General features: G+C 69.8%; 21 protein-coding genes. 11 read left to right on the top strand and 10 right to left on the bottom strand.

What is annotated here, in order from left to right:
* Positions 1-4 precede the first annotated feature (4 nt).
* On the top strand, positions 5-940 hold the full coding sequence (locus tag ACFYXH_RS04790; RefSeq protein WP_385305781.1) for a diiron oxygenase: 936 nt from the start codon (positions 5-7) through the stop codon (positions 938-940).
* Positions 941-991: 51 nt separating this feature from the next.
* Positions 992-1,720 carry a TetR/AcrR family transcriptional regulator gene (locus tag ACFYXH_RS04785; protein WP_389560548.1) on the top strand — a complete coding sequence of 243 codons (729 nt, stop codon included), beginning with the start codon at positions 992-994 and terminating at the stop codon, positions 1,718-1,720.
* 142 nt (positions 1,721-1,862) lie between these two features.
* Here the strand turns inward: ACFYXH_RS04785 and ACFYXH_RS04780 are convergent, their stop codons facing one another.
* Together ACFYXH_RS04780 and ACFYXH_RS04775 are read right to left on the bottom strand one after the other, a co-directional pair.
* Positions 1,863-2,939: a mandelate racemase/muconate lactonizing enzyme family protein gene (locus tag ACFYXH_RS04780; protein WP_389560546.1), complete on the bottom strand. Its 1,077-nt coding sequence runs from the start codon at positions 2,937-2,939 to the stop codon at positions 1,863-1,865.
* Positions 2,940-2,981: 42 nt separating this feature from the next.
* A complete protein-coding gene (locus tag ACFYXH_RS04775; RefSeq protein WP_389560545.1) occupies positions 2,982-4,220 on the bottom strand; it encodes a hypothetical protein in 1,239 nt (412 codons plus the stop codon).
* Positions 4,221-4,336: 116 nt separating this feature from the next.
* On the opposite strand from ACFYXH_RS04775, the gene ACFYXH_RS04770 reads away from it, so the two are divergent.
* From ACFYXH_RS04770 to ACFYXH_RS04760, 3 genes are read left to right on the top strand one after another with little or no spacing between them, the layout of a single operon-like run.
* On the top strand, positions 4,337-5,461 hold the full coding sequence (locus ACFYXH_RS04770) for a DegT/DnrJ/EryC1/StrS family aminotransferase (RefSeq protein WP_389560543.1): 1,125 nt from the start codon (positions 4,337-4,339) through the stop codon (positions 5,459-5,461).
* Positions 5,458-6,219: a hypothetical protein gene (locus tag ACFYXH_RS04765; RefSeq protein WP_389560540.1), complete on the top strand. Its 762-nt coding sequence runs from the start codon at positions 5,458-5,460 to the stop codon at positions 6,217-6,219. The genes ACFYXH_RS04770 and ACFYXH_RS04765 overlap by 4 nt, the downstream gene beginning before the upstream one ends.
* A complete protein-coding gene (locus tag ACFYXH_RS04760; RefSeq protein ID WP_327326064.1) occupies positions 6,219-6,980 on the top strand; it encodes an amidohydrolase family protein in 762 nt (253 codons plus the stop codon). Before ACFYXH_RS04765 ends, ACFYXH_RS04760 begins: the two co-directional genes overlap by 1 nt.
* Before the next feature lie 173 nt (positions 6,981-7,153).
* Here the strand turns inward: ACFYXH_RS04760 and ACFYXH_RS04755 are convergent, their stop codons facing one another.
* The 3 genes from ACFYXH_RS04755 to ACFYXH_RS04745 form a co-directional block, all read right to left on the bottom strand.
* Positions 7,154-7,687 (bottom strand): hypothetical protein, encoded by a 534-nt coding sequence (locus ACFYXH_RS04755; protein ID WP_389560538.1) that lies wholly within the window; start codon positions 7,685-7,687, stop codon positions 7,154-7,156.
* A 27-nt stretch (positions 7,688-7,714) separates the two neighbouring features.
* On the bottom strand, positions 7,715-8,284 hold the full coding sequence (locus tag ACFYXH_RS04750; protein WP_389560669.1) for a matrixin family metalloprotease: 570 nt from the start codon (positions 8,282-8,284) through the stop codon (positions 7,715-7,717).
* 185 nt (positions 8,285-8,469) lie between these two features.
* Positions 8,470-9,612, bottom strand: coding sequence for a hypothetical protein (locus ACFYXH_RS04745; RefSeq protein WP_389560537.1), 1,143 nt, complete (start codon positions 9,610-9,612; stop codon positions 8,470-8,472).
* Between the two features lie 209 nt (positions 9,613-9,821).
* On the opposite strand from ACFYXH_RS04745, the gene ACFYXH_RS04740 reads away from it, so the two are divergent.
* Positions 9,822-10,427, top strand: a complete 606-nt coding sequence (locus ACFYXH_RS04740; RefSeq protein ID WP_389560535.1) for an RNA polymerase sigma factor — start codon at positions 9,822-9,824, stop codon at positions 10,425-10,427.
* Positions 10,420-11,421 carry a hypothetical protein gene (locus ACFYXH_RS04735; protein ID WP_389560533.1) on the top strand — a complete coding sequence of 334 codons (1,002 nt, stop codon included), beginning with the start codon at positions 10,420-10,422 and terminating at the stop codon, positions 11,419-11,421. Before ACFYXH_RS04740 ends, ACFYXH_RS04735 begins: the two co-directional genes overlap by 8 nt.
* Positions 11,422-11,603: 182 nt before the next feature.
* Here the strand turns inward: ACFYXH_RS04735 and ACFYXH_RS04730 are convergent, their stop codons facing one another.
* Positions 11,604-12,572 (bottom strand): dihydrodipicolinate synthase family protein, encoded by a 969-nt coding sequence (locus ACFYXH_RS04730; RefSeq protein ID WP_389560532.1) that lies wholly within the window; start codon positions 12,570-12,572, stop codon positions 11,604-11,606.
* Positions 12,573-12,653: 81 nt separating this feature from the next.
* Between ACFYXH_RS04730 and ACFYXH_RS04725 the strand changes: the two genes are divergently transcribed.
* Positions 12,654-13,652: an LLM class flavin-dependent oxidoreductase gene (locus ACFYXH_RS04725; protein WP_389560530.1), complete on the top strand. Its 999-nt coding sequence runs from the start codon at positions 12,654-12,656 to the stop codon at positions 13,650-13,652.
* Positions 13,653-13,686: 34 nt separating this feature from the next.
* Here ACFYXH_RS04725 and ACFYXH_RS04720 read toward each other — a convergent pair whose 3' ends face one another.
* From ACFYXH_RS04720 to ACFYXH_RS04710, 3 genes are all read right to left on the bottom strand, one after another.
* Entirely contained in the window at positions 13,687-14,490 is an 804-nt protein-coding gene (locus tag ACFYXH_RS04720; RefSeq protein WP_385305796.1) for a carbohydrate ABC transporter permease, read from the bottom strand.
* Entirely contained in the window at positions 14,490-15,464 is a 975-nt protein-coding gene (locus tag ACFYXH_RS04715; RefSeq protein ID WP_389560528.1) for a carbohydrate ABC transporter permease, read from the bottom strand. Before ACFYXH_RS04715 ends, ACFYXH_RS04720 begins: the two co-directional genes overlap by 1 nt.
* A gap of 80 nt (positions 15,465-15,544) precedes the next feature.
* On the bottom strand, positions 15,545-16,804 hold the full coding sequence (locus tag ACFYXH_RS04710) for an ABC transporter substrate-binding protein (RefSeq protein ID WP_389560526.1): 1,260 nt from the start codon (positions 16,802-16,804) through the stop codon (positions 15,545-15,547).
* A gap of 220 nt (positions 16,805-17,024) precedes the next feature.
* Between ACFYXH_RS04710 and ACFYXH_RS04705 the strand changes: the two genes are divergently transcribed.
* The 3 genes from ACFYXH_RS04705 (at position 17,025) to ACFYXH_RS04695 (ending at position 21,219) form a co-directional block, all read left to right on the top strand.
* A complete protein-coding gene (locus ACFYXH_RS04705; protein WP_362679847.1) occupies positions 17,025-17,300 on the top strand; it encodes a hypothetical protein in 276 nt (91 codons plus the stop codon).
* 36 nt (positions 17,301-17,336) lie between these two features.
* Positions 17,337-19,931, top strand: coding sequence for a PQQ-binding-like beta-propeller repeat protein (locus tag ACFYXH_RS04700; RefSeq protein WP_389560523.1), 2,595 nt, complete (start codon positions 17,337-17,339; stop codon positions 19,929-19,931).
* A gap of 148 nt (positions 19,932-20,079) precedes the next feature.
* On the top strand, positions 20,080-21,219 hold the full coding sequence (locus ACFYXH_RS04695; RefSeq protein WP_389560521.1) for an NlpC/P60 family protein: 1,140 nt from the start codon (positions 20,080-20,082) through the stop codon (positions 21,217-21,219).
* Positions 21,220-21,246: 27 nt separating this feature from the next.
* Here ACFYXH_RS04695 and ACFYXH_RS04690 read toward each other — a convergent pair whose 3' ends face one another.
* Entirely contained in the window at positions 21,247-22,488 is a 1,242-nt protein-coding gene (locus ACFYXH_RS04690; RefSeq protein WP_389560519.1) for a styrene monooxygenase/indole monooxygenase family protein, read from the bottom strand.
* Between the last annotated feature and the right edge of the window lie 9 nt (positions 22,489-22,497).

Here is a 22,497-nt window from a genome sequence, read left to right as displayed (position 1 = left end):
CACCATGACGACCGTGACCGAACGCGATGTGCAGCTGCTCCGTGACGCACTCGGCCCGCTCCGGGACCGCGAACAGGTCGCCGAGCGGCTGCTCGAGTCCTCCGCCAAGCACTCCTTCGACCCCGACAAGGAGCTCGACTGGGAGTCTCCCATCGAGGAGGGCAAGTGGTTCTGGCCGCCGGAGCTGCTCTCCCTCTACGACACCCCGCTCTGGCACAAGATGTCCGAGGAACAGCGGCTGGAACTGGCCAGGCACGAGGGCGCGTCGCTCGCCTCGCTCGGCATCTGGTTCGAGATCATCCTGATGCAGCTGCTGGTGCGCCACATCTACGACAAGTCCGTGACCAGCAACCATGTGCGCTACGCGCTCACCGAGATCGCGGACGAGTGCCGGCACTCGATGATGTTCGCCAGGATGATCCAGAAGAGCGGGGCGCCCGCCTATCCGGTACCGCGGATGTACCACAATCTGGCACGCGTGCTGAAGACCGTGTCGACCACGCCCGGTTCGTTCGCGGCGACGCTGCTCGGCGAGGAGATCCTCGACTGGATGCAGCGGCTGACCTTCCCGGACGAGCGCGTGCAGACGCTGGTGCGCGGCGTCACCCGGATCCATGTGGTGGAGGAGGCACGGCATGTGCGGTACGCCCGCGAGGAGTTGCGGCGCCAGATGGTGACCGCGCCGCGCTGGGAGCAGGAGGTCACCCGGATCAGCAGCGGAGAGGCGGCGCGGGTCTTCTCCGTCTGCTTCGTCAATCCGCAGGTGTACACGAACATCGGCCTGGACCGGCGCGAGGCGGTCGCGCAGGTGAAGGCGAGCGGACACCGGCGCGAGGTGATGCAGTCGGGCGCGAAGCGGCTCACCGACTTCCTGGACGACATCGGGGTGCTGCGGGGGCCCGGCCGACGGCTCTGGAAGGCGTCCGGGCTGCTGGCGTGATACTCGTCGCCGGCCCGTACGGTGGCGAACACTGCGGTTACGCTGCGGAGCATGACCAGTCCCGCTCCAGCGACCCGTGCGTACCGACGGCTCAGCGTCGAGGAGCGCCGTAAGCAGCTTCTCGCCGCCGCGCTCACGCTCTTCGCGCACCGGCCGCCGGACGAGATCTCGCTCGACGACGTGGCGGAGGCGGCCGGTGTGTCCCGGCCCCTCGTCTACCGCTACTTCCCCGGCGGCAAGCAGCAGTTGTACGAGACGGCACTGCGGTCCGCCGCGGACCAGCTGGAGCAGTGCTTCGCCGAGCTGCCCGCCGGACCGCCGACCGAGCGGCTCTCCCGGGTGCTCGACCGCTATCTCGTCTTCGTCGACGAGCACGACGCCGGGTTCAGCGCACTGCTGCGCGGCGGCAGCGTCGCCGAGACGTCCCGTACGACCGCGATCGTCGACGAGGTGCGGCGGGCCGCGGCGGAGCACGTCCTCGTCCATCTCGGGGTGGCCCGTCCCGGACTGAGGCTGCGGCTGATGGTGCGCACCTGGATCGCGGCCGTCGAGGCGGCGTCGCTGATCTGGCTGGACGAGGGCAAGCAGCCGTCGGCCGATGACCTGCGTGATTGGCTGGTCGACCATCTCATCGCGCTGCTGGTGGCGACGGCGGCGACGGATGAGGAAACGGCGGGGGCGATGCGGGAGCTGGTGGCGCTGGAGACGCCGACGGGTCCGGTGGGGACACTGGCGAGGCGGGTGGGGCCGGTGGTGTCGGCCGCGGACCACCTGCGGTAGCAACCGCCGGGGGTGGGTTGACGCCTGGGGCGGGCCTGTTCCCCTACCCGGCCTGTTCCCCTACCCGCCCCGGACCCCGCGCCTCGATCGCCGGCGGGGCTCAAAGTGAGCCCGTCCGGCTGGGCAAAGACCGCCGCAGGCACTACAGGTCGTGGCCCAGGCCCGGCCCCACCGGCACGTCCATCCACCCCGTGTCCCCCACCCCCGCAAACGCCGTAGGAGCCAGCGGCTCCGCGTCCACCAGCAGCGGCCCCACCAGATCCGCCGGAACCGTGGCATGCGGAAGTGCGGCGGCCAGATGGGCGGCGGCCAGTGTGGCGACACCCAGTTCCGGCATGGTGCCGATCTTCACGGCGAGGCCCGCGGACTCGGCGAGCGCGGCGACCTGCCGGGCCCGGTGGAGCCCACCCACCTTGAGGATCTTGATGTTGAGGACATCGGCGGCGCCCCCGCGGACGATCGCCAGGGCGTCGTGCAGCGACTGCATGCTCTCGTCGGCCATCACGCGCACACCGCCACTGCTGCGCAGCGCGGCCATGCCGGCCAAGTCCCAGCGGGGCAGCGGCTGTTCGACCAGGTCGAGGCCGGCGTCGGCCAGCCGGGCCACCGTCCTGGCCGCGGTGCCGGGGTCGTAGCCCTCGTTGGCGTCCAGGCAGAGCTCGACGGAGTCCGGGACCGCCTTGCGTACGGAACGGACCAGCTGCTCGTCGAGCTCCGGGTCCTCGCCGCCCTTGACCTTGATGTGGGTGAAGCCCTTCACGGCGTACACGGTCGCCTCCTCCGCCATCTCCTCGACCGTGCCGAGGCCCACCACCCAGGTGGTGGGGACGCGCGGGCGGGCGCAGCCGCCGAGCAGCAGGTGCACGGGCCAGCCCGCCGCCCGCGCCGCCACGTCGTGCAGCGCGATGTCGAGGGCCGCCTTGGCGAGGTGCTGGCCGCGGATGGCGGTGTCCATGGCGGCGTGCGCTCCCGCCAGGTCGCGGGGGTCGCGGCCGATGAGCGCGGGTGCGGCGTGCTCGGTGAGGGCTGCTTCGAGCCCGGCGAGGGTCTCGCCGGTGTAGGCGGTCATCGGAGAGGCCTCGCCGAGGCCGGAGTCGCCGTCGGTGGTACGTACTTCGACAACCAGGCTGATGAGTTCGGGGCTGGTTCCGCTGCTGATGACGAACGGGCGCCGGTAAGGGGCCCTGACGACACGGGTGTTGATCGAGGCGATCTTCACGCGCGGCTCCTTCGACTTACGGCCCGGACCGTAAAACCGGGCTCAGATGCGTACGCGGTAGACGATCGGGGGGCGGCCGGTCTGGCCCTGCTGCCGGTCGGCCGTGGGGACGGCCAGGCCCGCCCGTTCAAGACGTTTGAGAATGCGGCGGGCCGTGCGCTGCTGGACGGAGAGGTGCTCGGCCACGCGGTGCGCGGTGATGCCCGACTCCGGGTCCTGGGCGGCCAGTTCGCGCAGCCGGTCCAGCGTCCCCGGGTTCAGTCCGACGCGGCGGGCGAGCGTCACCGTGCTCTCCGGGCCCGCCGGCTGTCCGGGCGGCGCGTCCGCGGACCGTTGGCCGTCGATCACGATGTCGACGTCGTCGGTCATCGAGACGACTCCGGCCACCGCGCCCGCCGAACGGGCCCGTTTGACCGCGCGCCTGGCCAGCGACTCGGCCTCCGCGGCGGTACGGCCGAGACCGAAGCCCACATGCGCGGTGCCGTGCCGGGCCGCCAGGTCGTCCAGGAACGGCAGCCGGGTGAACTGCTCGCTCACCGTCTCCAGCACTCCGCGCGTGGTGACGACCAGCCGCTGCCCGTCGGGCAGGTCGACGAGGCTGCCGCCCAGCACCCGCAGATCCGCCGCCAGCTCCTGGTCGGCCGCCGGGAGATCGATGATGCCGAGAGCGACCTGCGCGTCTCCGCTGTGCTGTCCCGCGGTGGCGAGCGTCAGCGCCAGGAGCGTGGAGCGTATGGAGTGCCGGGACGGCGCCAGACGTACGGCGTGCATCTCGTGGTCGAGTAGCTGGAAGGCCGAGCCGAGACAGGTGATGGCGACCCGGGTCTCCTTCTCGTCGCGCGCGGCGAGATGGAAGTCGGCCAGGTCCCGCGAGGTCAGTCCCGGCCGGTACGGCAGTACATGCACATGCTCGGTGGGGAGCTTGGCCTCGGTGAGGGTCTCCATGACCTCACTGCGGCGCAGCGTGTCGATGGAGATGCGGGATACGTCATGGCCGAGGCGGAGCAGTTCGACGAGCGCGCGCAGCAGGGTCGCGCCGTTGTACGGCACATACATCGCGGGCAGGTCGACCAGGCCCGCGGCCGTGGCGAGCGTATGCGGGACGACGCCCGTGAAGAGAAGAGCGTCGACCTCCGACCGTGCTTTGGCGACCACCTCGAGGGTCTCGTCCTCGTGCCGGTACGGAAGGGCCACCAGCCGGACCGCTCCGGCCGGGTCGCCGACCGCGATCACCTTGTGCACGAGGTCGTCGGGGCCGATCACTCCGACCGTGAGAGCCATCGGCCGGTCTCCGTTCTTCTGGAGTGGTTCCGGGGGTGCTTCTTGACGCCTGCCAACGGCCGTCCTAATTTCGGCCCAGGCCATAACTGCAGGCTTGCCGAGAGGATAGTGCCCCGATGCCCGAACGGGAAATGCACCTGCCAACAGTTCTCGGTCCGCGCGGCCGTACCTTCGGCGAGGAGGAACGGGCCGCGGTCCTGCGCGTACTGGACTCGGCGGTGCTGTGCAGCGCCTTCGGCAGTGAAGCACGTTCCCTGGAAGCCGAGATGGCGCAGCTGTACTCCCGCGCCGAGGCGGTGGCTTCCAGCTCAGGGACGGCGGCCCTGCATCTGGCCGTCGCGGCGGCCGGGGTCGGCCCGGGGGACGAGGTGATCACCACGCCGCTCTCCGACTTCGGGACGGTCGCGCCCGTACTGGCGCAGCAGGCGCGCGTGGTGTTCGCCGACGTACGCCCCGAGGACGGCAATCTCGACCCGGAGGCCGTCGAGGCAGCCGTCACCCCACGTACCAAGGCCGTCATCGCCGTGCATCTCTTCGGTGGCGCCGCGGACGTCGGCGCGCTGCGCGCGATCTGCGACCGGCACGGACTCGTACTCATCGAGGACTGCGCCCAGGCCTGGCTCGGCGAGGACACGGCGGGCGAGCTGCTGGGCACGCGGGGGGACATCGCCTGCTTCAGCCTTCAGCAGTACAAGCACATCACCGCCGGCGACGGCGGTCTCTCCGTCACCGACGACCCCGCCCTCGCCCGCCATATGCGGCTGTTCATGGACAAGGGCTGGGACCGCACGGAGGGCCGCATCCACCGCGAAGCGGGCCTCAACTACCGGATGACCGAGCTCACCGCCGCGGTGGCCAGGGTCCAGCTCACCCGTGTCGCCGAGGTCGTCCGACTGCGGCGGGAGCGGGCCGAACGGCTGGCCGCCGCGATCGCCGGGCTCGACGGCGCCCGGATGCCCGCGCAGCGCGCGGGTCACGCCTGGTGGGTGGTGCCGCTCCTGGTCGACGACAACTCCCGCTGGGCGAAGAGCCTCCAGACCGCGGGCGTACCGGCGCTGCCCGGCTATCTGGAGCGGCCGCTGTACGCCAATCCGGCACTGCCCGGGTATCCGCCGGGCCTGTGTCCCCGCGCGGAGCGGCTGATCGACCGTACGCTGCTGGTGCTGCAGTGGAACGAGGCGTACACCGAGGGCGATGTGGACCGGATCGCCCGGGCCCTGGGCGAGGCGGGATCACGATGAGCGCGTATGAGTGGCTGAACGCGTACGAGTGGCTGCATCCGACGCCGGCGGAACAAGTCGGCTGGGACGTGGATGTGCTGTACGGGTCATGGCCGCGGCACCACCTCGATGTCGGGCTCGAGGAGGTCCGGGCCCGGCTGGCCCGCTCCCCCGTCGCCGGCGCGCTGGCGCTGTCCACCCGGGGCCCGCTCTTCGACGACGAGGCCGGCAACGCCGAGACACTGCGCGATCTCGCGGGCTGCCCGGAGCTCCTGCCGGTGGGCACGGTCGACGTACGGGACGCGCTGACCGCGGAGGCCCGGCTGGACGAACTTTCCGCCGCCGGCGTGCGATTCCTGCGGCTGTTCACCGTCGAGCAGGCGGCCGAGCCCGGCTTCCCCGGATACCGGCGGGTGGTCTCACTCGCCCTGGACCGCGGCATGGCGCTGCTGCACGACGGCGACCCGCGCCGCTTCGGACCGCCGCTCGCAGGCCGCGGCGCCGATGTGGTCTTCCTCGATCTGCACGCCTATCTGCTGGCCGACTTCCTGCTGCTGGCCCAGGAGGAACCCGGCTTCCGGGCCACCACCCGGATGCTGTCCGGGCCCGACTCCATCGAACGCGTGGTGGACTCGGTGGGCCCGCGGCATCTGGTCTTCGGCTCGCGCACGCCCTTCATGGACATCTCGCCGCAGACACTGCGGCTGCGGTACGCGGACATCTCGGACGACGACCGCGCCGCGATCGCCACCAAGAACGTCGAGGAGCTGCTGGCCTGATGCCGATCATCGATGTGCACGCGCATGTGGGCCGCTGGCAGTTCCATCTGACCACCGGGGACGCGGACACCAATCTGCGGCAGATGGACCGGTACGGCATCGATCTGCAGCTCGTGTCGTCCGCCGAGGCGGTGGTGTACGACGCGGTGGCGGGCAATGCGGCACTGCGCGAGGTGCTGGCGCACCAGCCGCGGCTGTACGGATACGCGGTGGTGAACCCCAACCGGCCCGAGAAGAGCGCTGCGGACCTGCGGCGCTGTCTGGACACCGGGAGGTTCGTGGGAGCGAAGATCCACACCCACTATCCGGGACGGCTGCCGGGGTCACGGGAGATGGCAGAGGCCTTCGACGTGGTCGCGGAGGCCGGTGTGCCGCTGCTGCTGCATACCTGGGGCCGTGAAGTCACGCTGCTTCCCGAGCTGCTGGCATCCCGTCCCGGACTGCGCGTGATCATGGGCCATGCGGGCGGCGACGCCTGGCGCGAGGCGGCACACGCCGCGGCCGCGTGCGACCGGCTCTACCTGGAGCACTGCCGTACGGCGACGGACGCGGGCCGTGTGGCGTACGCGCGCGAGGCCGGGGTGCCGGTGGAGAGGCTGCTGTTCGGGACGGACGCGACGCTGATCGACCCGTGTGTGTCGCTCGGCGTGATCCGCGACGCGGGGTTCACCATGGCGGAGCTGGAGCGGGTGCTGTGGCGCAACGCGGCGGAGCTGTTCGGGTTGGGGGCGGTTCCGTCTCCAACCCGCCCCTGCCCGTAACGAGAGGCTGCGCCCCGGACTCCCCGGAGCCGGAGCTCTGGCCAGGGTCATCGGCTGACCCGCCGACCGCCGAGCGGACGGACCGGAGACGGGCCGCACATGCGTGCGGCCCGTCTCTGCAGCCATGCCTTGAATGGCGTCCCGACCACGGCTCGGTTTCGGCCCTCGTGCGGTTACCGAGTGCGGTTCACCGCTTCCTCTGCGGCGAACTCCTTCGGGAGCTTGGGTGCACCCCCGCCGGTAAAGCTGTATTCGGAATTCTTCTTGTCCAGCTGGTAAACGCCCTGACCTCCCGTGATCTGATAAAGGCTTGTATTGTCCCCACGGGTCAGATGGAACGGTTGAACAAACAGGAGATACTGGCGGCCGGCCACAAGGAGTGCGCCCGTATCGTCGAGTTTCATGTTCGATCGGCCGAGCTGCTGGATCGCCAGAGACTTCGCGGGGACCTTGCCCCATAAGACGCTGTCAACGTTCACGGTTGTCACCGTTGTGGGGATTTTGTTGAGACCGTCTTTGACGGATCCGGAGGCGGTTACCTTGACGACAGCAGTGCTGTCCTGCTTGAGCTCGGCGAAGGTCTTGTAGTCCTTCACCCGACTGGCATGCAGTGTCGGCATGGCCGACTTGGCACTGCTTGTGCCGCATCCGGAGACGAGCACCGCCATCAGGCCGGCTGTCGCGATGGCAATCTTTCGAGACCTCATGTGATTCCCTCCTGGGGGTTGCGGCGATCAGTAGAGTGCGTTGGCGCCGTTTATATCGTCCTGGGTGGGTTCCGTGAGGCCGCATATGTCGTAGCGGTCCTTGGTGGTTGTGTCCATGATGGAGGTGGTCGAGCAGGCCGTTGTGTCCCGGTGGGCGAGCCCGAGGGCGTGGCCGATTTCGTGCACCAGTACGTCCTTCTTCTTCGCTCCGGGATAGGAGTCGGCGTAGTAGCGGTTGATCCAGGCCGTAGTGGTCTCCGTCCAGTAGCCGGAACTGTTGCACTTGTGCAGTGCGCTGTCGTTGTTGAGATCGACTCCGGACGCGTCAAGGAGTGCGCCGTCGACCCCGCCCGCATTGCCGAAGTTGCCGTCAGCGACACGCAAGTTCGCTCCGGTGTTCACCTGGGTGAAATTGAATTGCGTCGATGTCGAGTTCCACGCCTCGATGCTGACTTGGGCAGGATTTGAGTACGCGTACGACGACGTCACGTTCGACCACTTGAGCGTGTTACCACCGGCGTTGTACCTGCACCCCAGAAGGTTGTACGCAGATGCTTGCGGCGCAAGGGCGACAAGTGACCCAAGCGCAAGGGCCATTGAGGTCACCCCACCAACGACCGAGTTGCGCTTCCAGGACATAGTCCCTCCAAAGAAATCGAATCGAATGTACTTCGAGCCAACTTGATCAGCAGCCGATCCACACCAGGCGCCGCGCCATCCCAGAAGGAATGGGATGCCCGACTTCCGGCACATGTCTGATGGTTGACGCCACGTCGAGCGGGTCAGTTCGGGAGTTTTGGCTGGAGAGCTGCCGAGACCGTGTCGAAGATGCCCCAATAGCCTGCGACCCAGCTGCTGTCCGGCAGCCCGGTGCTGGTGCTCACGTGAGTGAACGCTTCAACACCCACCCATCCCTGGAACTTTCCGGAGTCGTCGATGACCTGAAGCATCGGGCGGGGATGTGAGTTGTGCTTGTAGCAGGGCTGGCCCTGGGCCAGGGACTGGCACCAGTACTCCTCGGTGTTGCGCCTGCCCCCGCCGACTTCTCCGATATAGCGCACGCGGTCCTTGTCCGTGCCGCTGCAACTGCTGTTGGGCTGAAGCCAGCCCGTGCACGGACTGCCATTGCAGAGCCGCCACGGATTCGATGCGGCGCCGAAGGACCAGGTTCCGCCCGCCCCTTCGCGTCCCACGATGCCTGTGCGGGTGTTGGGGTCCGACGACGATGCCTTTGTCACGACGAAAGCACCCTTGTACGGCTGGGCGTTGTAGCGCGGGTCATTAATGAGCTGGCTCATGGTCGCCCTGCTCGCGCGGTCCAGCGAAGCATTGCTGCCGTATCCGACACCGAAGTTGGCCGTGTAGGTGGAGAACACCCCCGGGGCAGGAACTTCAACGTCATTGCCGTACGCGCCGTAGAACGTAGGGCTGGTGATCCGGGCAGCCCCTCCGGAGGCAAGTCCGGTCTCCAGGTTCCAGTACTCGGTGAGTGGGTCTGTGAGCGGCTTCCCAGCCGTGTCCTTGTTCCACGTCACGGTGAGCCGTCCGTCGGTCGTGTAGCCGAAGGTGCCCTGGAAACCCCCCGTGGGGTCGCCGGCGAACCCCTCGACCGTCCGGACTGCGCACGTGGGTACAGCCCCGCCGCAGTCCGCGGTCATCGCATCCACCCGCTTCGGCTGGTCCCTCTGGTTCCAGTTCCAGTAGCTGGTGGTCACCGTTCCGTTGGTGTTGAAGACGTAGTACCCGAGCCGCACCCAGTTGCGGTAGTTGTCCTTCGAGGCCAGATCCATATGGCCGACGGAGACCACCCAGTTCGCCTTGCCTCCTGGCAGAGGCGCGGCAGCCTGGGCGGGGCCTGCCGAAACCAGCATCGACGTGAACAGCGCCAACACCGCGAGCAGCGCCCCGGCCCATCTGCTCCCCACATCTCTCACCGAGTGCCTCAACAGAACTCCACTCCCCACGTTTCAAATGATCGGTCACTTCTACTTGCCCGTAGCCGGGCAACGAGTTCACGGCCATGACCGCGGCAGGGAGCCGGGAGGGATACGCGCCAGGGCCCAGCCGTGAACCCCTTCGCGGGCTTCGGGCAATAAGGGATGTCCCCTCACCGACAGCAGACACGGGAGACCGCGTGAACGGCTCGCCCGGCAGACCTGACGAGGACGCCACGATCATCGCCGACTCCCTTGAGCGCCCCGAGCTCTTCGGCGAGCTCTATCACCGGCACGCCGCGGGAATTCATCGTTATGCGGCCCGCCGGCTCGGCGAGGGGTCGGCCGAGGACATCACCGCCGACACCTTCCTGACCGCATTTCGCATGCGTGCGCGCTACGACCTCGCACGCTCAAGCGCCCAGCCCTGGCTGTACGGGATAGCCGCCAACGTCATCGGAAGGCATCGCCGCACCGAGGTACGTGCGCTCAGGGCACTGGCCCGCACCCGCCACGACCCCGTGGCCGAGTCATGGACCGACCGTTCCGACAACCGGGTCGCTGCCCAGGCGGCGCAGGGGCTGCTCGCGGGCGCTCTGGCCGCCCTGTCGGCAGGTGACCGGCATGTACTGCTGCTGGTCGCCTGGGCCGACCTCGGCTACCAGGAGGTCGCCGAAGCACTGTCCATCCCGGTGGGCACGGTCCGCTCCCGCCTCAACCGGGCCCGCAAGAAGGTCCGCAACGCTCTCGGCGGCGTCGACCCCACGCTCGTATACGACTTCCAGGAGGTGGCGGGCCGTGGATGAGATGGCAGCGGTCCGGCAGCTGCGCGCCGACGCTCCCGTACCCGACCACGCCCGGCTCACCCCGGCCCGGCAACGACTGCTGAACGAGATCACCAAGCCACGGCGCAGGCGCGGGGGATGGAAGCTCGCGGCCGTCGGTGCGGCCACTGCGGTGACGGCGGCCGCCCTGCTGACCACACTGCCACCGAGGCAGCAGGACAACACGTCCCCGGCACTCACGCCCCGGCCCGGCCAGTGGGTGCACCAGCAGGTCCGGTGGGACACGTGGCAGTGCGGCAGCGGCGCCAGCACGATCGGCTACAGCGAAGCCGGCTATTTCAATCTGGGGCCTTCTTCACAGCCGTGCGTGGCCAAGCCGGCGAAGCCGCGCTACCAGGACAAGTGGGTCCGTTACGACGGCGGGGCACTGGCCACGCCGGATGACAGCTCGAAGGACCCGAACGACGTCGATGTGTGGAACGACCGCTATCAGGGAGGGTGGGAGATGCTCTCGCCCCGGCTCTCCGACGCCCTGGTGGCCGACCTCCCCGACGACCCGCCCGCCGCGCTTCGGATGATCCGTCAGCGGTCCATCCCCAGCCGGAGCGTCAGCGCGCCGCGCATGACCCAGGCGCAGCGGGACTTCGCGGAGATCGTTGAGATCCTCTCCGGATCACCCGTGATCGCGCCCGACAAAGTCGGCACGATCTACAGGATCATCACCGGTCTTGACGGGGTGACGAAGCCGGCCGAGGTCACCGACGGCGCGGGACGGACGGCCATCGCGATCGGCGTCGAGGGCAACTTCCGCGACTACGCGACCGAGCGCAACAGCATCCAGGTGCTGCTCGCCCCCACGACCCACGCCTACCGGGGCGTCCGCTACGTGGCCGGAGTCGACTACTACGTGAGCGGCAAGGCATCGGGGGGACCCTTCGTGGCGAAGGGCACAGTGATCGCCACAGCGACCCGGGTCTCCACCGACATCGTCGACAAGGCAGGTCAGCGCCGCTGAATCCGTCGGCAAGGGCAGTCCCCGGCAGCAGCCAGGCGCGGCCGACGGTCCCGCATTCCAAGGCCACCGGGATCCGCCAGTGGCTTTGCGGCAGGTCATACTCCGTGCGGCAGTCATACGGGTTTGCCTGATTCAGGGGGGAAGCCGCCGCGGTGCGGGCCCGGCTCAGGTCGGGCTTCGGACTAGTCATCGTCCTTCGCGAGCGCCTCCAGGCACGAGACGACCGCCTGGCGCTCGCCGGCAGGCAGCTTCGGGCCGTACGGATCGTGCGCCGCCTCCTCCGGGATCAGCCCCTCCCAGACCGCCGCCCACAGCATCCGCTGTACATAGCCCTCGATGGGCGCCAGGAAGGTCGCTTCCGCGAACCGGTCCAGCCGGGCCGACGCCCGTACGAACCCGGTGTGGTCACCCGCCCGCCAGCTGTCCAGGACCGCCGTCGTCAGGGACACCCGCGCCGCCGCGATGCCCACCAGCGCGGAGTCCGCGCCCCACATCAGCGAGGGACCGAACATCCGGTCCTCGCCGGTGATGACCAGCTTGCCGCTCTCGCCTGCCGCGCGGATCGCGTCCTGGCAGGCCATCGCCCGGTCCAGCGTGGCGAGTTTGACCCCGGCGGCGGACGGCAGCGCGAGCAGCCGGCGGATCAGCTCGGGCGGGTAGGGATAGCCGCCCGCCTCGCCGTGCAGAAAGAAGCCGAGCACCGGCAGCCCGCTCTCCTCGGCCACCCGCTCATGCAGCCGTACCGCCTCCGACTGGCCCCCGGGGCGCTCGGCGAACTGCGCCAGCGGATAGACCATGACCGCGTCCGCGCCGAGACCGGCCGCCTCCACCGCCATCGCGACGGTGGCGTCCCATGCCTCCCGCAGGTTGCTGGGGCGGACGGAGCGTGGCACCCCCACGCCTGCCACGATCGGCCCTTCGACCACGTCCCGCCAGATGCGCAGCACCTGATGACGGTCGGGCCCGGAGAGATGAAGACCGCGGCCGGTGTGTGCCCAGACGGCGACACCGCCGATCCGCTCGGCCGCGATCCGCTCCGCGTAACCGTGCAGCGCGTCGAGGTCCACGACTCCCCGGGGATCCATGGGAGTGGCCACCGCGGGCAGTACGGTGCCGCGCAGCCCGCGTACCAGGTCCTCCGTCGCAGACATGGGCGATCTCTCCCGTCTGTTGCGGTCGTTGGCGACACGCTAGCCTTTACGGCCCGGACCGTAAAGGAAGGGCCAGCGAGAATGTCACAGCGCTCCATGCGTGTCGGCCTCTACGTCAATCTCTACGCGGACAAGGCCGACCGGCCCCGGCTCGCCGATGCGGTGGAGCAGGTCCGGCTGGCCGAACAGGCCGGATTCGACTGGGTGGTGCTCGGCGAACGCCATCTGCACCGGCCCGGCTACCACGAGGCCCTCACCTCTCTGGCGTATCTCGCCGCGCACACCGAGCGGATCGGGCTCGCCACGGCGGGGCTGATCGCCCCGGTCTACCAGCCGGTGTGGCTGGCCGAGACCCTCGCGCACATCGATGTGCTCTCCGGCGGGCGGCTCACCGCCGGTTTCGTACTCGGCTACCGGCCCGAGGAGTTCACGCTGTACGGCACTCAGCCGCGCGAGCGCGTGTCCCGCTTCGAGGAGTGCCTGGAGCTGGTCACCCGGCTGTGGACCGAGGACGAGGTCACCCACCACGGCCGCTGGACGTCGGTGGACCGGGCCTTCCTCGCACCCCGTCCGGTGCAGTCCCCGCGGCCCCGGATCTGGAACGGCGGCCGGGTCTCCGCCGTTCTGGAGCGTACGGCCCGGATGTGTGACGGCTGGACGACCTCCTTCAACGAGCTCGACTCCGAACTGCCCGGCAAGATCGCGGAGTACCGCTCCTACCCACGCGGCGCGGCGAGTCTCGGCGCGGAAGTCATCGTCTGCCGCGAGGGCTACGCCGCCGCCACCTCGAAGCAGGCGCGGGCCGCCCTGGAGGGCCCGCTGCGCGGGCTGTACGACGCCTACGGCGACTGGAAGCGCACCTCGGCCGACGCCGCGCGCTATGCCCAGCAGTGGGACGACATCGAGGCGCGCTCCGTGATCGGCTCGGTGGACCAGTGTGTGCAGCGGCTCGGCGAGTACGGCGAGATGGGCGCCGATGGCGTAGTGCTGCGCATCCAGCCGCCCGGCATGCCGCAGACGGACGCTCTCAGCGCAATCGAGGTGTTCGGGACCGAGGTGCTGCCGGGCCTGGGCGGCTGAGCGGGCGCCGCCGGATGGCCTATTGCCGACGGTGTCAGTTCTTGAGACCGGTGGTGGCGATCGAGTCGGTCAGATACCGCTGGAGCAGTCCGAAGACGAGCAGGCAGGGCAGCACGGTGATGGTGGCCCCGGCCATGATCTGGTTGACGGCCATGTTCTCGCCCTGCAGCGTGGCGAGGCCGACGGTGAGGGTGCGCATCTGCTCGGACTGCCCGATCACCAGCGGCCAGAGGAAGTCGTTCCAGTGCCACAGGAAGACGAACACCCCGAGGGTCGCCAGGATCGGCCGGATGAGCGGAATGACGATGGTGGTGTAGATCCGCCACTCCGACGCTCCGTCGATCTTCGCCGCCTCGAAGAGCTCGTCGGGCAACTGGTACATGAACTGCCGCATCAGGAAAACAGCCTGGGAGTTGGCGAGCGTCGGCACGATCAGCCCCCAGTACGTGTCGACGCCGCCCATCTTCGACACCAGGATGTAGTACGGGATGAGGGTGGCCTGAAAGGGCACCATCAGCGTCGCGAGGAACGCCCAGAATAGGATCTCGCGCCCGGGGAACCGCTTCTTGGCGAAGGCGTATCCGGCCATCGACGAGAACAGCAGGATCAGCACGACCGAAACCAGCGAATACACGAGGGAGTTGAGCGCCCAGCGGCCAATGTCCGCACCGCTGAGGACGTCGGAGAAGTTCTGCCAGGTGGCGCGGGTGAGGTCGAAGGCACCGGGGAGGGTCTGACCGCCCGGCGGGGCGAAGGCGACCAGCACCATCACCAGGAACGGCGTGACGGTGACGAACGCGACCAGGATCAGCAGCACGGGGAGTCTGAGCCGCGCCATCAGTCCGCCTCCCTTCCGATGAGCCGGCGCTGGATGAGCGAGAAGATCAGGACGACGAGGAAGAGCATCAGGCCGACCGCGCTGGCGTACCCGAAGTCGAAGTACTTGAAGCCCGAGTCGTACAGGAAGTAGACGAGCGAATAGCTGGCCCGGATCGGTCCGCCCGCGGTCATGACATACATCGCGTCGAAGACCTGGAAGGCCTGGATCGCCTCGATGACGAGCACAAAGAAAAGCACGGGCCGCAGCAGCGGCAGCGTCACCCAGCGGAAGCGCTGCCAGGCGCCGGCGCCGTCGATGGTCGCCGCCTCGGTGATCTCGCGGGGGATGGACTGGAGCCCGGCGAGAAGGATCAGCATGGTGTAGCCGAAGCCCTTCCAGGCGGAGGTCGCGGCAATGGAGGGCAGGACAAGGGACTCATCACCGAGGAAGTCGACCGGGCCGAGGGAGAGGGCGCCGAGTGCGGCGTTGAGGAGCCCGTCGTCGACCTGGTAGATCCACTTCCAGATGACGGCGGCCAGCACGATGCTGGTGACGTAGGGCAGGAAGAACAGGCCGCGGAAGAAGCCCCGCAGCCAGATGGTGCGGTGCAGCAGCACGGCCGTGCCGAGAGCGAGCAGCACGGTCATCGGGACATAGACCGCGGTGTAGACGGCGGTGACGCCCAGGCTCCCCCAGAACAGGTCGTCCTCGAACAGGCGGGTGTAGTTCTCGGCCCCGATGAACCGCCATTCGCCGCTGAGCCGGTAGTCGGTGAGCGAGAGGAACACCGCACCGATGGTCGGGCCGAATCGGAAGACGATGAACAGCACCAGCATGGGGGCCACGAACGCGAGGCCCACGAGGGCCTCGCGCCGTCGTGCGGGGGTGCCGGGCCGGCCTTGGTGACGGCCCGCCTTGCGAACGGCCTGCTTGCCGGTGGCCTGTACGCGGACGGTGGCCACCTCGCGCGTGGCCGGTTCACCTGTGGCCACCCCATGCGAGGCCGCCTCGCGCGTGGCCGGTTCACCTGTGGCCGCCTCGCGCGAGGCCGTTTCGCGTGTGATCTCCTCGCTCAACGCTGCCGCGCCAGCAGGTCGTCGGCCGCCTTGGCCGCCGAGTCGAGCGCTTCCTTCGGGCTCTTCTTCCCCGCCAGGGCCGCCTGGATCTCCGGCGCGAGCAGACCCATCAGCTGGCGCGCGGCCGGGTTGGGCTCACCGGGACTGACGTCCGCCAGCGCCGCCTGGTACTGCTTCGCGTACGGAGAGGCGTTCGGCACGGTGACGTCCGTACGCGGTGAGAAGTAACCGCTGGCCCTGCCCAGGGACTTGACCTGCTCCGGCTCCGTCATGAAGGCGAGGAACTTCTCCGCGCCCGCCGCATTCCCGGACTTGGCGTTGACGCTGAGCGCACCGGGGATGCCGAACGCGACCTCCTTCGCGGGGCCCCTGAGCGGGGCTCCCACCACGACGTTCTCCGGGCCCCAGGTCTTCGCGGCCAGTTCGGCGTCGGCGAGGACGACGGAGAAGCCCATGGCAGCCTGCTGCTTGCCGAGTGCCTGGTCTGCGAGGAGGTTGGTGTTCGTCATCGACGACCTGGGGACCGAGCCCGCCTTGTAGAGGTCGGCGAGGAAGGTGAGGGCCTCGACACCCTCGGGACTGTTGAAGGCGGCCTTCTTGCCGTCCTCGGCGAAGACGCTGCCGCCGGCCTGCCACAGCAGCGGATAGAAGTTGAGGTTCAGCGAGGCCTCGTTGCTGGCGGAGTAGTCGAGGAGGGCGACGCCGTTCTTCTTGAGCTTGGGGGCGGCGGCCTTGATCTCGTCCCAGGTGCCGGGCGGTGTGGCGACACCGGCTGCGGTCAGCAACTTCTTGTTGTAGACGGTGGTCGTGATGGTCTGATAGATGGGCGCGCCGTAGATCTTGCCCTTCTGTTTCATCGCGTCAAGGGCGGCGGGCAGGAACTTGCCGACGCTGGCCTTGAGCGCCCCGTCCACCGGGCTGATGGCGCCGCTGGCGGAGAACTGCGGAATCTGGTCGGGCGTCAGCAGGACGACGTCCGGCCCCTTGCCGCCGCCGAACGCCGTAGCGATCTTCTGGTCGCGGTTCTCCCACGGCTGCTGCTCGATGGTGAGCGAGGTGCCCGGTGCGGCTTTCTCGAAGTCCGCCTCGATCTGCGCCCAGTAGGCGGAGCTGGCCTTGGGATCGGCGATCACCGGGTACATCCAGACGGTGACCTTCTTCGACCCCGAATCGCTGTCTCCGCCACAGCCGGCGAGCAGGGCGGCGAGCGTGAACAGGGCGAGAGGTGCGGCGGCGCGCTTGAAGCCTGTCTTCATGGGGGCCTCCGGAAGGCCTGAGAAAGGGAGCCAGAGCCCGGCTAGTTTCGGCCTGGGCCGAAAGTATCGGGGCGAATTTGGCGTGTCAATGCCACAAGCCGAGCGGATCGGCCGGAAGTGCCGCTCGGACCCTGCCGAGCACGTGCGGCGGACGGGTTCTTCCGGACGGTGGGCGCGCCCGGTGCGGACGGCGTGTGGGGCCTGCGTGACACTGGCTCACGTGAGAAGCGAGAACACCCCCTTCGTGGGCGGGCCACTGGACGGGCGTGTGCTGCCGGTCCTGGTCGGGATGACGGGCCATCCGCCGAAGTGGTACGAGATCCCCGTACCGAACGAGGACGGCAGCCCGCCGACGGTGTACGCGTACCGTCGCGTACCGGCCGGTTACACCAAACGGCTGAGGCTGCAGCGCGGCTGGAAGTACGAGTACGCCCCGGAGGGCGTGGAACGCCGCGCGCTGAGGTGGCCCTGGTCGAAGCCGAACGGCGCGCCATAAGATCACGGGACCGTGTCGCCAGGGGGGATGCACTCGATGGAGCCGCTGCAGCAGGACGATCCGCGCCAGATCGGCCCGTTCACCACCCTGGCGCGCCACCGGGATTCGGCGGTCTGCGTCCGCTACCTCGCGCACGGGCCGGACGGCGCGATCGCGGTCGTCTCGGTGGCCAGGCCGGAGCTGGCGGCGCTGACGGCGTTCAGGCGCCGCTTCCGGTCGGAGACGCAGCGGACGCAGCGGCTGGCCGGGGGCTGGGTGGCGCCGATCGAATCCAGTACGGACGGCACGGACGGCACGGAAGGGACCGAGGGTGCTGAGGCCACGGACGGGGAGCCGCTGTGGACGGCGAGCTCGTACGTCCCTGCGCTGACGCTGCGCGAAGCCATCGCGCTGGCCGGCCCACTTCCGGAACGGGCGGTACGCATACTGGGCGCGGCTCTCGCGGAGATCCTTTCGCGCGTGCATGCGACCGGGACGGTGCTGCACGGGCTGGCGCCCGACACGGTGCTGCTCGCGGCGGACGGACCGCGGCTCACCGCGTTCGGGGCGCTGGGCGCGGCCGCCGTCGCGGAGGCCCATCCGGACGGGCAACTGACGGTGAAGCTCGGCTATCTGACCCCGGAACAGGCGACGGGCGCGAAGCCCGGACCGCCGTCGGACATTTTTGTCCTGGGCCTGCTGCTGGCGTACGCGTCGACGGGTACGACCCCACTGGCGGACGCGGACGGTATCGCGCACGGAGAGCCGGAACTGGACGGAGTACCGGGCGAGTTGCGCCCCTTGGTGGCCCACTGCCTGTCGAAGTCTCCGGAGGACCGCCCTTCGGCGGGCACGGTGGCGGCGGACCTGGCCCTGGAGGGCGCGGCGGCACTGACGCGGGAGGGCTGGCTGCCCCCGAGCCTGGTAGCTGCGGTGGAGGCGCAGGCGGCGCGGGTGAGGTCGCTGGGGCAGGAGGATGCGTGGAGCGCCGGTCCCGGTCCTGGCTCGGGCTCCGGCCAATCGGAGGCGGGCCTCCAGCCGGCGGACGCGAAGCCTGCGGATGCGGTGGCGGCACAGCACGCGAGCGCCGTCGGCGCGGGGCCGGGCTCCGTGCGGGACACGGACACCCTGCTCGTGGGCGGCGGTCGCAACGCGCCCGGGGCTGGCGGGCTCGGGGCGGGCGTTGACCGGGTCACCGCCGCGCTCGCCGTACCTGCGGCGCGGAGCGCGCCGACCAGCACCGCAGCCGCAGTCGCGCGGCCGGCCGTCGCTCCTGCGACCGCAGCGCCCCTCCCCACCGCCGCCCTTCCCACAGCGCCCCTCCCCGCAGCGCTGCCTCCCGGCGCGCCCCTCCCCGGCGCGCCCGCGCCCGATCGGCGTGCGCTGCTCACCGGCATCGTCGGGGCGGCTGCCGGGCTCGTGGTCGGCGGCGCCGCGGTGTACGCCGTCGCCGCCGGGGACTCGGACAAGAAACCCGCCCAAGCCGCCCCCGCTCCGCACCGCACCCGGATGGCCGGGCTGCCGCCGGAGCCGGTGTGGCGGTACGAGCATCCGGCGACCGCCGCCGAACCGCTGTCCGCCACCGTCTGGCAGGACCGGGTGCTGGTCCTGACCGGCAAGGAGCAGTCCACCGGGGTCGATCTCCGTACCGGACGGCCGCTCTGGCAGCGCAAGGAGGCCGCGTCGGTCTCCCGCGCCGTACCCGTCGACGACGCGCTCTGCTTCGTGGACATCCCCGACGCGTTCCTGTGGATCGCGGCACAGGATGGACAGGTCAAGCACCGGGTCGCCAAGGCCGCACTGGCCGGTCCCGGCGAGGTCCTGACGCTCACCGGCAGGACCGGCCTGGACGGGACCACGCTCTGGATGACCGGCCAGGTCAAGAAGGGCGCCGCGCTGGAGTCGTACCTGCTCGCGTACGACCTCGTCGCCCGGAAGTGGCTGTGGCGCACCCGGATCCCGGGGGCACCTGCCCCGTATGCGCCGCAGTACCAGCTGATCGGTGTGCGCCCCGCCGAGATCGTCGTACGGCAGTACGCGTCCACCCTGACCCCCGCTCAGCAGAAGGCCGCCAAGGGCGCATCCGTGCTGCTGGCCTTCGACCGGAAGACCGGCAAGCAGCTCAAGTCGCTGCGGCTGGCCGATGTCCATCCCGCCGCCGCGCTGGTGGGCGATGCGTCGGGCAGGCTGTTCGCCCCGGTGGCCGACCGGCTGAACGCGTACACGATCAGCACCGGCGCGTTGCTGTGGCGGCTGGCCCCGGCCGATACGGCTCCCGGCGAGAGCGGAGTCTTCGGTTTCGGCGGCGCGATCCTCCGCAGCCCCATGCTGTACGTCGCCAACCGCCACCAGCAGGTGTCCGCCGTCGACACCGCGAACGGCCGCCGACTGTGGCAGCGCTCCACCGACGCGCCGGTGTCGAACGAGATTCCGGGGAGCGGCTTCAGCACGAGCGGCCGGACGGTACTCGCGTACGACAGCGGCCAGCTCACCGCGTTCGCCGCGCGCGACGGAAAGCGGCTGTGGAAGTTCCAGGAGACGGGCGCGCAGGACGGCGGAACCGACACACCCCGCTACGAGCCCCTCGCCGGTGGCGGCCGGAATCTCGTCGTCCGGCGGGACCGGACCTTTTACGCCCTGCCGGTGGACTGACACACCAACGCATCCCCGTACTCCCCACAACGAGTGACCGCATTGCGCCGAATCGACCACTCGTGGGGCGGTGCGAGCGGCGCGCTCGCATCATCGGCTGCGAGGTGGACGGCGTGGACGGCCCACCCCAGCAGCCGGAGGTGATGTGGTGTCAGGCAGTTTGCTCCGTGCTGTCTGTACGGCGGCGCTGGCCGTCGCCACGGTGACCGCGGTGGTGCCGGCACCACCGGCCGCCGCCGTGCCGCCCGCGCCCACGACCGTCTCCGGAATGCTGACCGAACTTCAGAAGCTGTACCGACAGATCGAGGAGGCCGGCGAGACGTACAACGCCACGGAGGTAAAACTCAGGCAGCAGCAGGCCGAGACGGCCAGGCTCGCCCGCGACCTGGCCACAGCGCGCAACGCGATCGACGCCGGCCGCCGCGACGTCGGCCGACTGGCGCGGGAGCAGTACCAGGGACAGTCCGATCTCTCCTCCTACCTCCAGTTGCTGCTCGCCAAGAACCCGCGGCAAGCCCTCGACCAGGACCATCTGATCGAGCGAGCGGCCAGCGACCGGCTGGCGACGATCGCACGGCTCGAGGCGGGCGCGAAGCGGGCGGACACGCTGGCGAGCGAGTCCCGCAAGGCTCTGGACGAGGAACAGACGCTCGCGAACAAGCAGAAGCAGGCGCGCGACAGGGCCACGGCGCGACTGAAGGAGGTCGAGAAGCTGCTCGCCTCGCTCTCCGTCGAGGAGATCGCCGAACTGGCCGCGCTGGAGCGGTCCCACACCGCGAAAGCCCAGAAGAAGCTGCTCTCCACGGGCGTGCTCAACGGCAAGCGCACCCCCTCCGAGGAGGGCGACCAGGCGCTGGAGTACGCCGTCGAACAGATCGGCAAGCCGTACGTCTGGGGCGCGGAGGGCCCTCAGGCGTACGACTGCTCGGGGCTGACCTCCCAGGCCTGGGCGCGGGCCGGACGCACCATCCCGCGTACGTCGCAGGAGCAGTGGCGGGAGCTCCCGAAGGTGTCACTGCGCCGGCTGCGCCCCGGTGACCTGGTGATCTACTTCCCCAAGGCCACCCATGTGGCGATCTATCTGGGCGAGGGCCTGGTGGTGCAGGCCCCGCACCCCGGCACCCGCGTCAAGGTCTCGCCGATCGCGGCGAACCCGCTGCTGGGCGCGGTCCGCCCGGATCCGGACGGAGCCGCGCTGCGCAGCTACACACGGCCGGCGCTGCCGCCCGGCGCGACGGCGGGCTCGGACGCGGCGTACGGAGCGGAGTCGGCCCCGGGCGCCGGCTGATCCGCACCCGGGGCAACCCCCCTTGCGTCAGGCGCCGGCGCCCGCGACCTCGCCGAGGTACGCGTTGGTCTTCTCCGGGTCGTAGAAGAAGTTCTCGAAGTCCGCCGGGTCGTTGAAGCCGTTCGCGAAACGGTCGGCGACCGGCTGGAGCTGGCCCGCGGCACCGATCAGGTTGAGGACATGCTCGGGCGGCACGCCGAGCATCGCGTTCGTCCACTTGGTGACGTGCTGCGCGGTGTCCCAGTAGCGGTCGAAGGTGGACTGCATCCACGCCTCGTCGAACGGCCGGTCGCCGTGCTCGGTGATCGAGGAGAGGTAGGCGGCCGCGCACTTGGACGCCGAGTTGGAGCCCTGGCCGGTGATCGGGTCGTTGGCGACGACCACATCGGCGACGCCGAGGACCAGTCCGCCGCCGGGGAGGCGGCCGATCGGGTTGCGGACGGTGGGCGCGTACCGGCCCGCGAGAGTGCCGCCCGCGTCGGTCAGCTCGACCTTGGTGGCGCGCGCGTACTCCCAGGGCGTGAACTTCTCCATGAGCTCGAGGGTCAGCGAGAGGTGCTCCGCCGGATCCTTGACGCCCTGGAAGACATCGAGCGGACCGCCCGGGATGCCCTCCCAGAAGAGGATGTCCGCGCGGCCGGTGGTGGTGAAGGTCGGCATCACGAAGAGCTCACCGACGCCCGGCACGAGGTTGCAGCGGACCGCGTCGTACTCGGGGTGCTCGGGGCGCGGGCCCAGGCCGTGGACGTAGGAGACGGCCAGCGCGCGCTGCGGGGTGTCGTACGGCGAGCGGGAGGCGTCCCGGCCGAACATCGAGACCAGTTCGCCCTTGCCGGCCGAGACCATCACCAGGTCGTACGTACGGGAGAAGAAGTCCAGGTCGGAGACTGCCGCGCCGTGGATGACGAGCTGCCCGCCGCGCTGGGCGAAGGTCTCCATCCAGCCGGCCATCTTCACGCGCTGGTCGACCGACTGGGCGTAACCCTCCAGCTTGCCGACCCAGTCGATGGGCCGGGAGGCGTCGGGGGCGGCGACGGAGACGCCGAGGCCCTCGATGCGCGGGGCCTGGGACTCCCAGAAGTTGATGCCGAGATCGCGCTCGTGCTGCAGCGCCGTGTCGAACATGCACTGCGTGGACATGACCCGGCCGGACCGGATCTCGTCCGCGGTGCGGTTGGACATCAGGGTGACCTCGTAGCCCTGCGACTGGAGTCCGAGGGCGAGCTGGAGACCGGACTGACCGGCTCCGACTATGAGTATCTTCCGCATCGAAGGAGT

Origin of the sequence: Streptomyces sp. NPDC002730, assembly GCF_042888805.1 — a bacterium.
In the GTDB taxonomy this organism is placed as follows: Bacteria; Actinomycetota; Actinomycetes; order Streptomycetales; family Streptomycetaceae; genus Streptomyces.
This window is presented reverse-complemented; position numbering and strand designations above follow the sequence as displayed.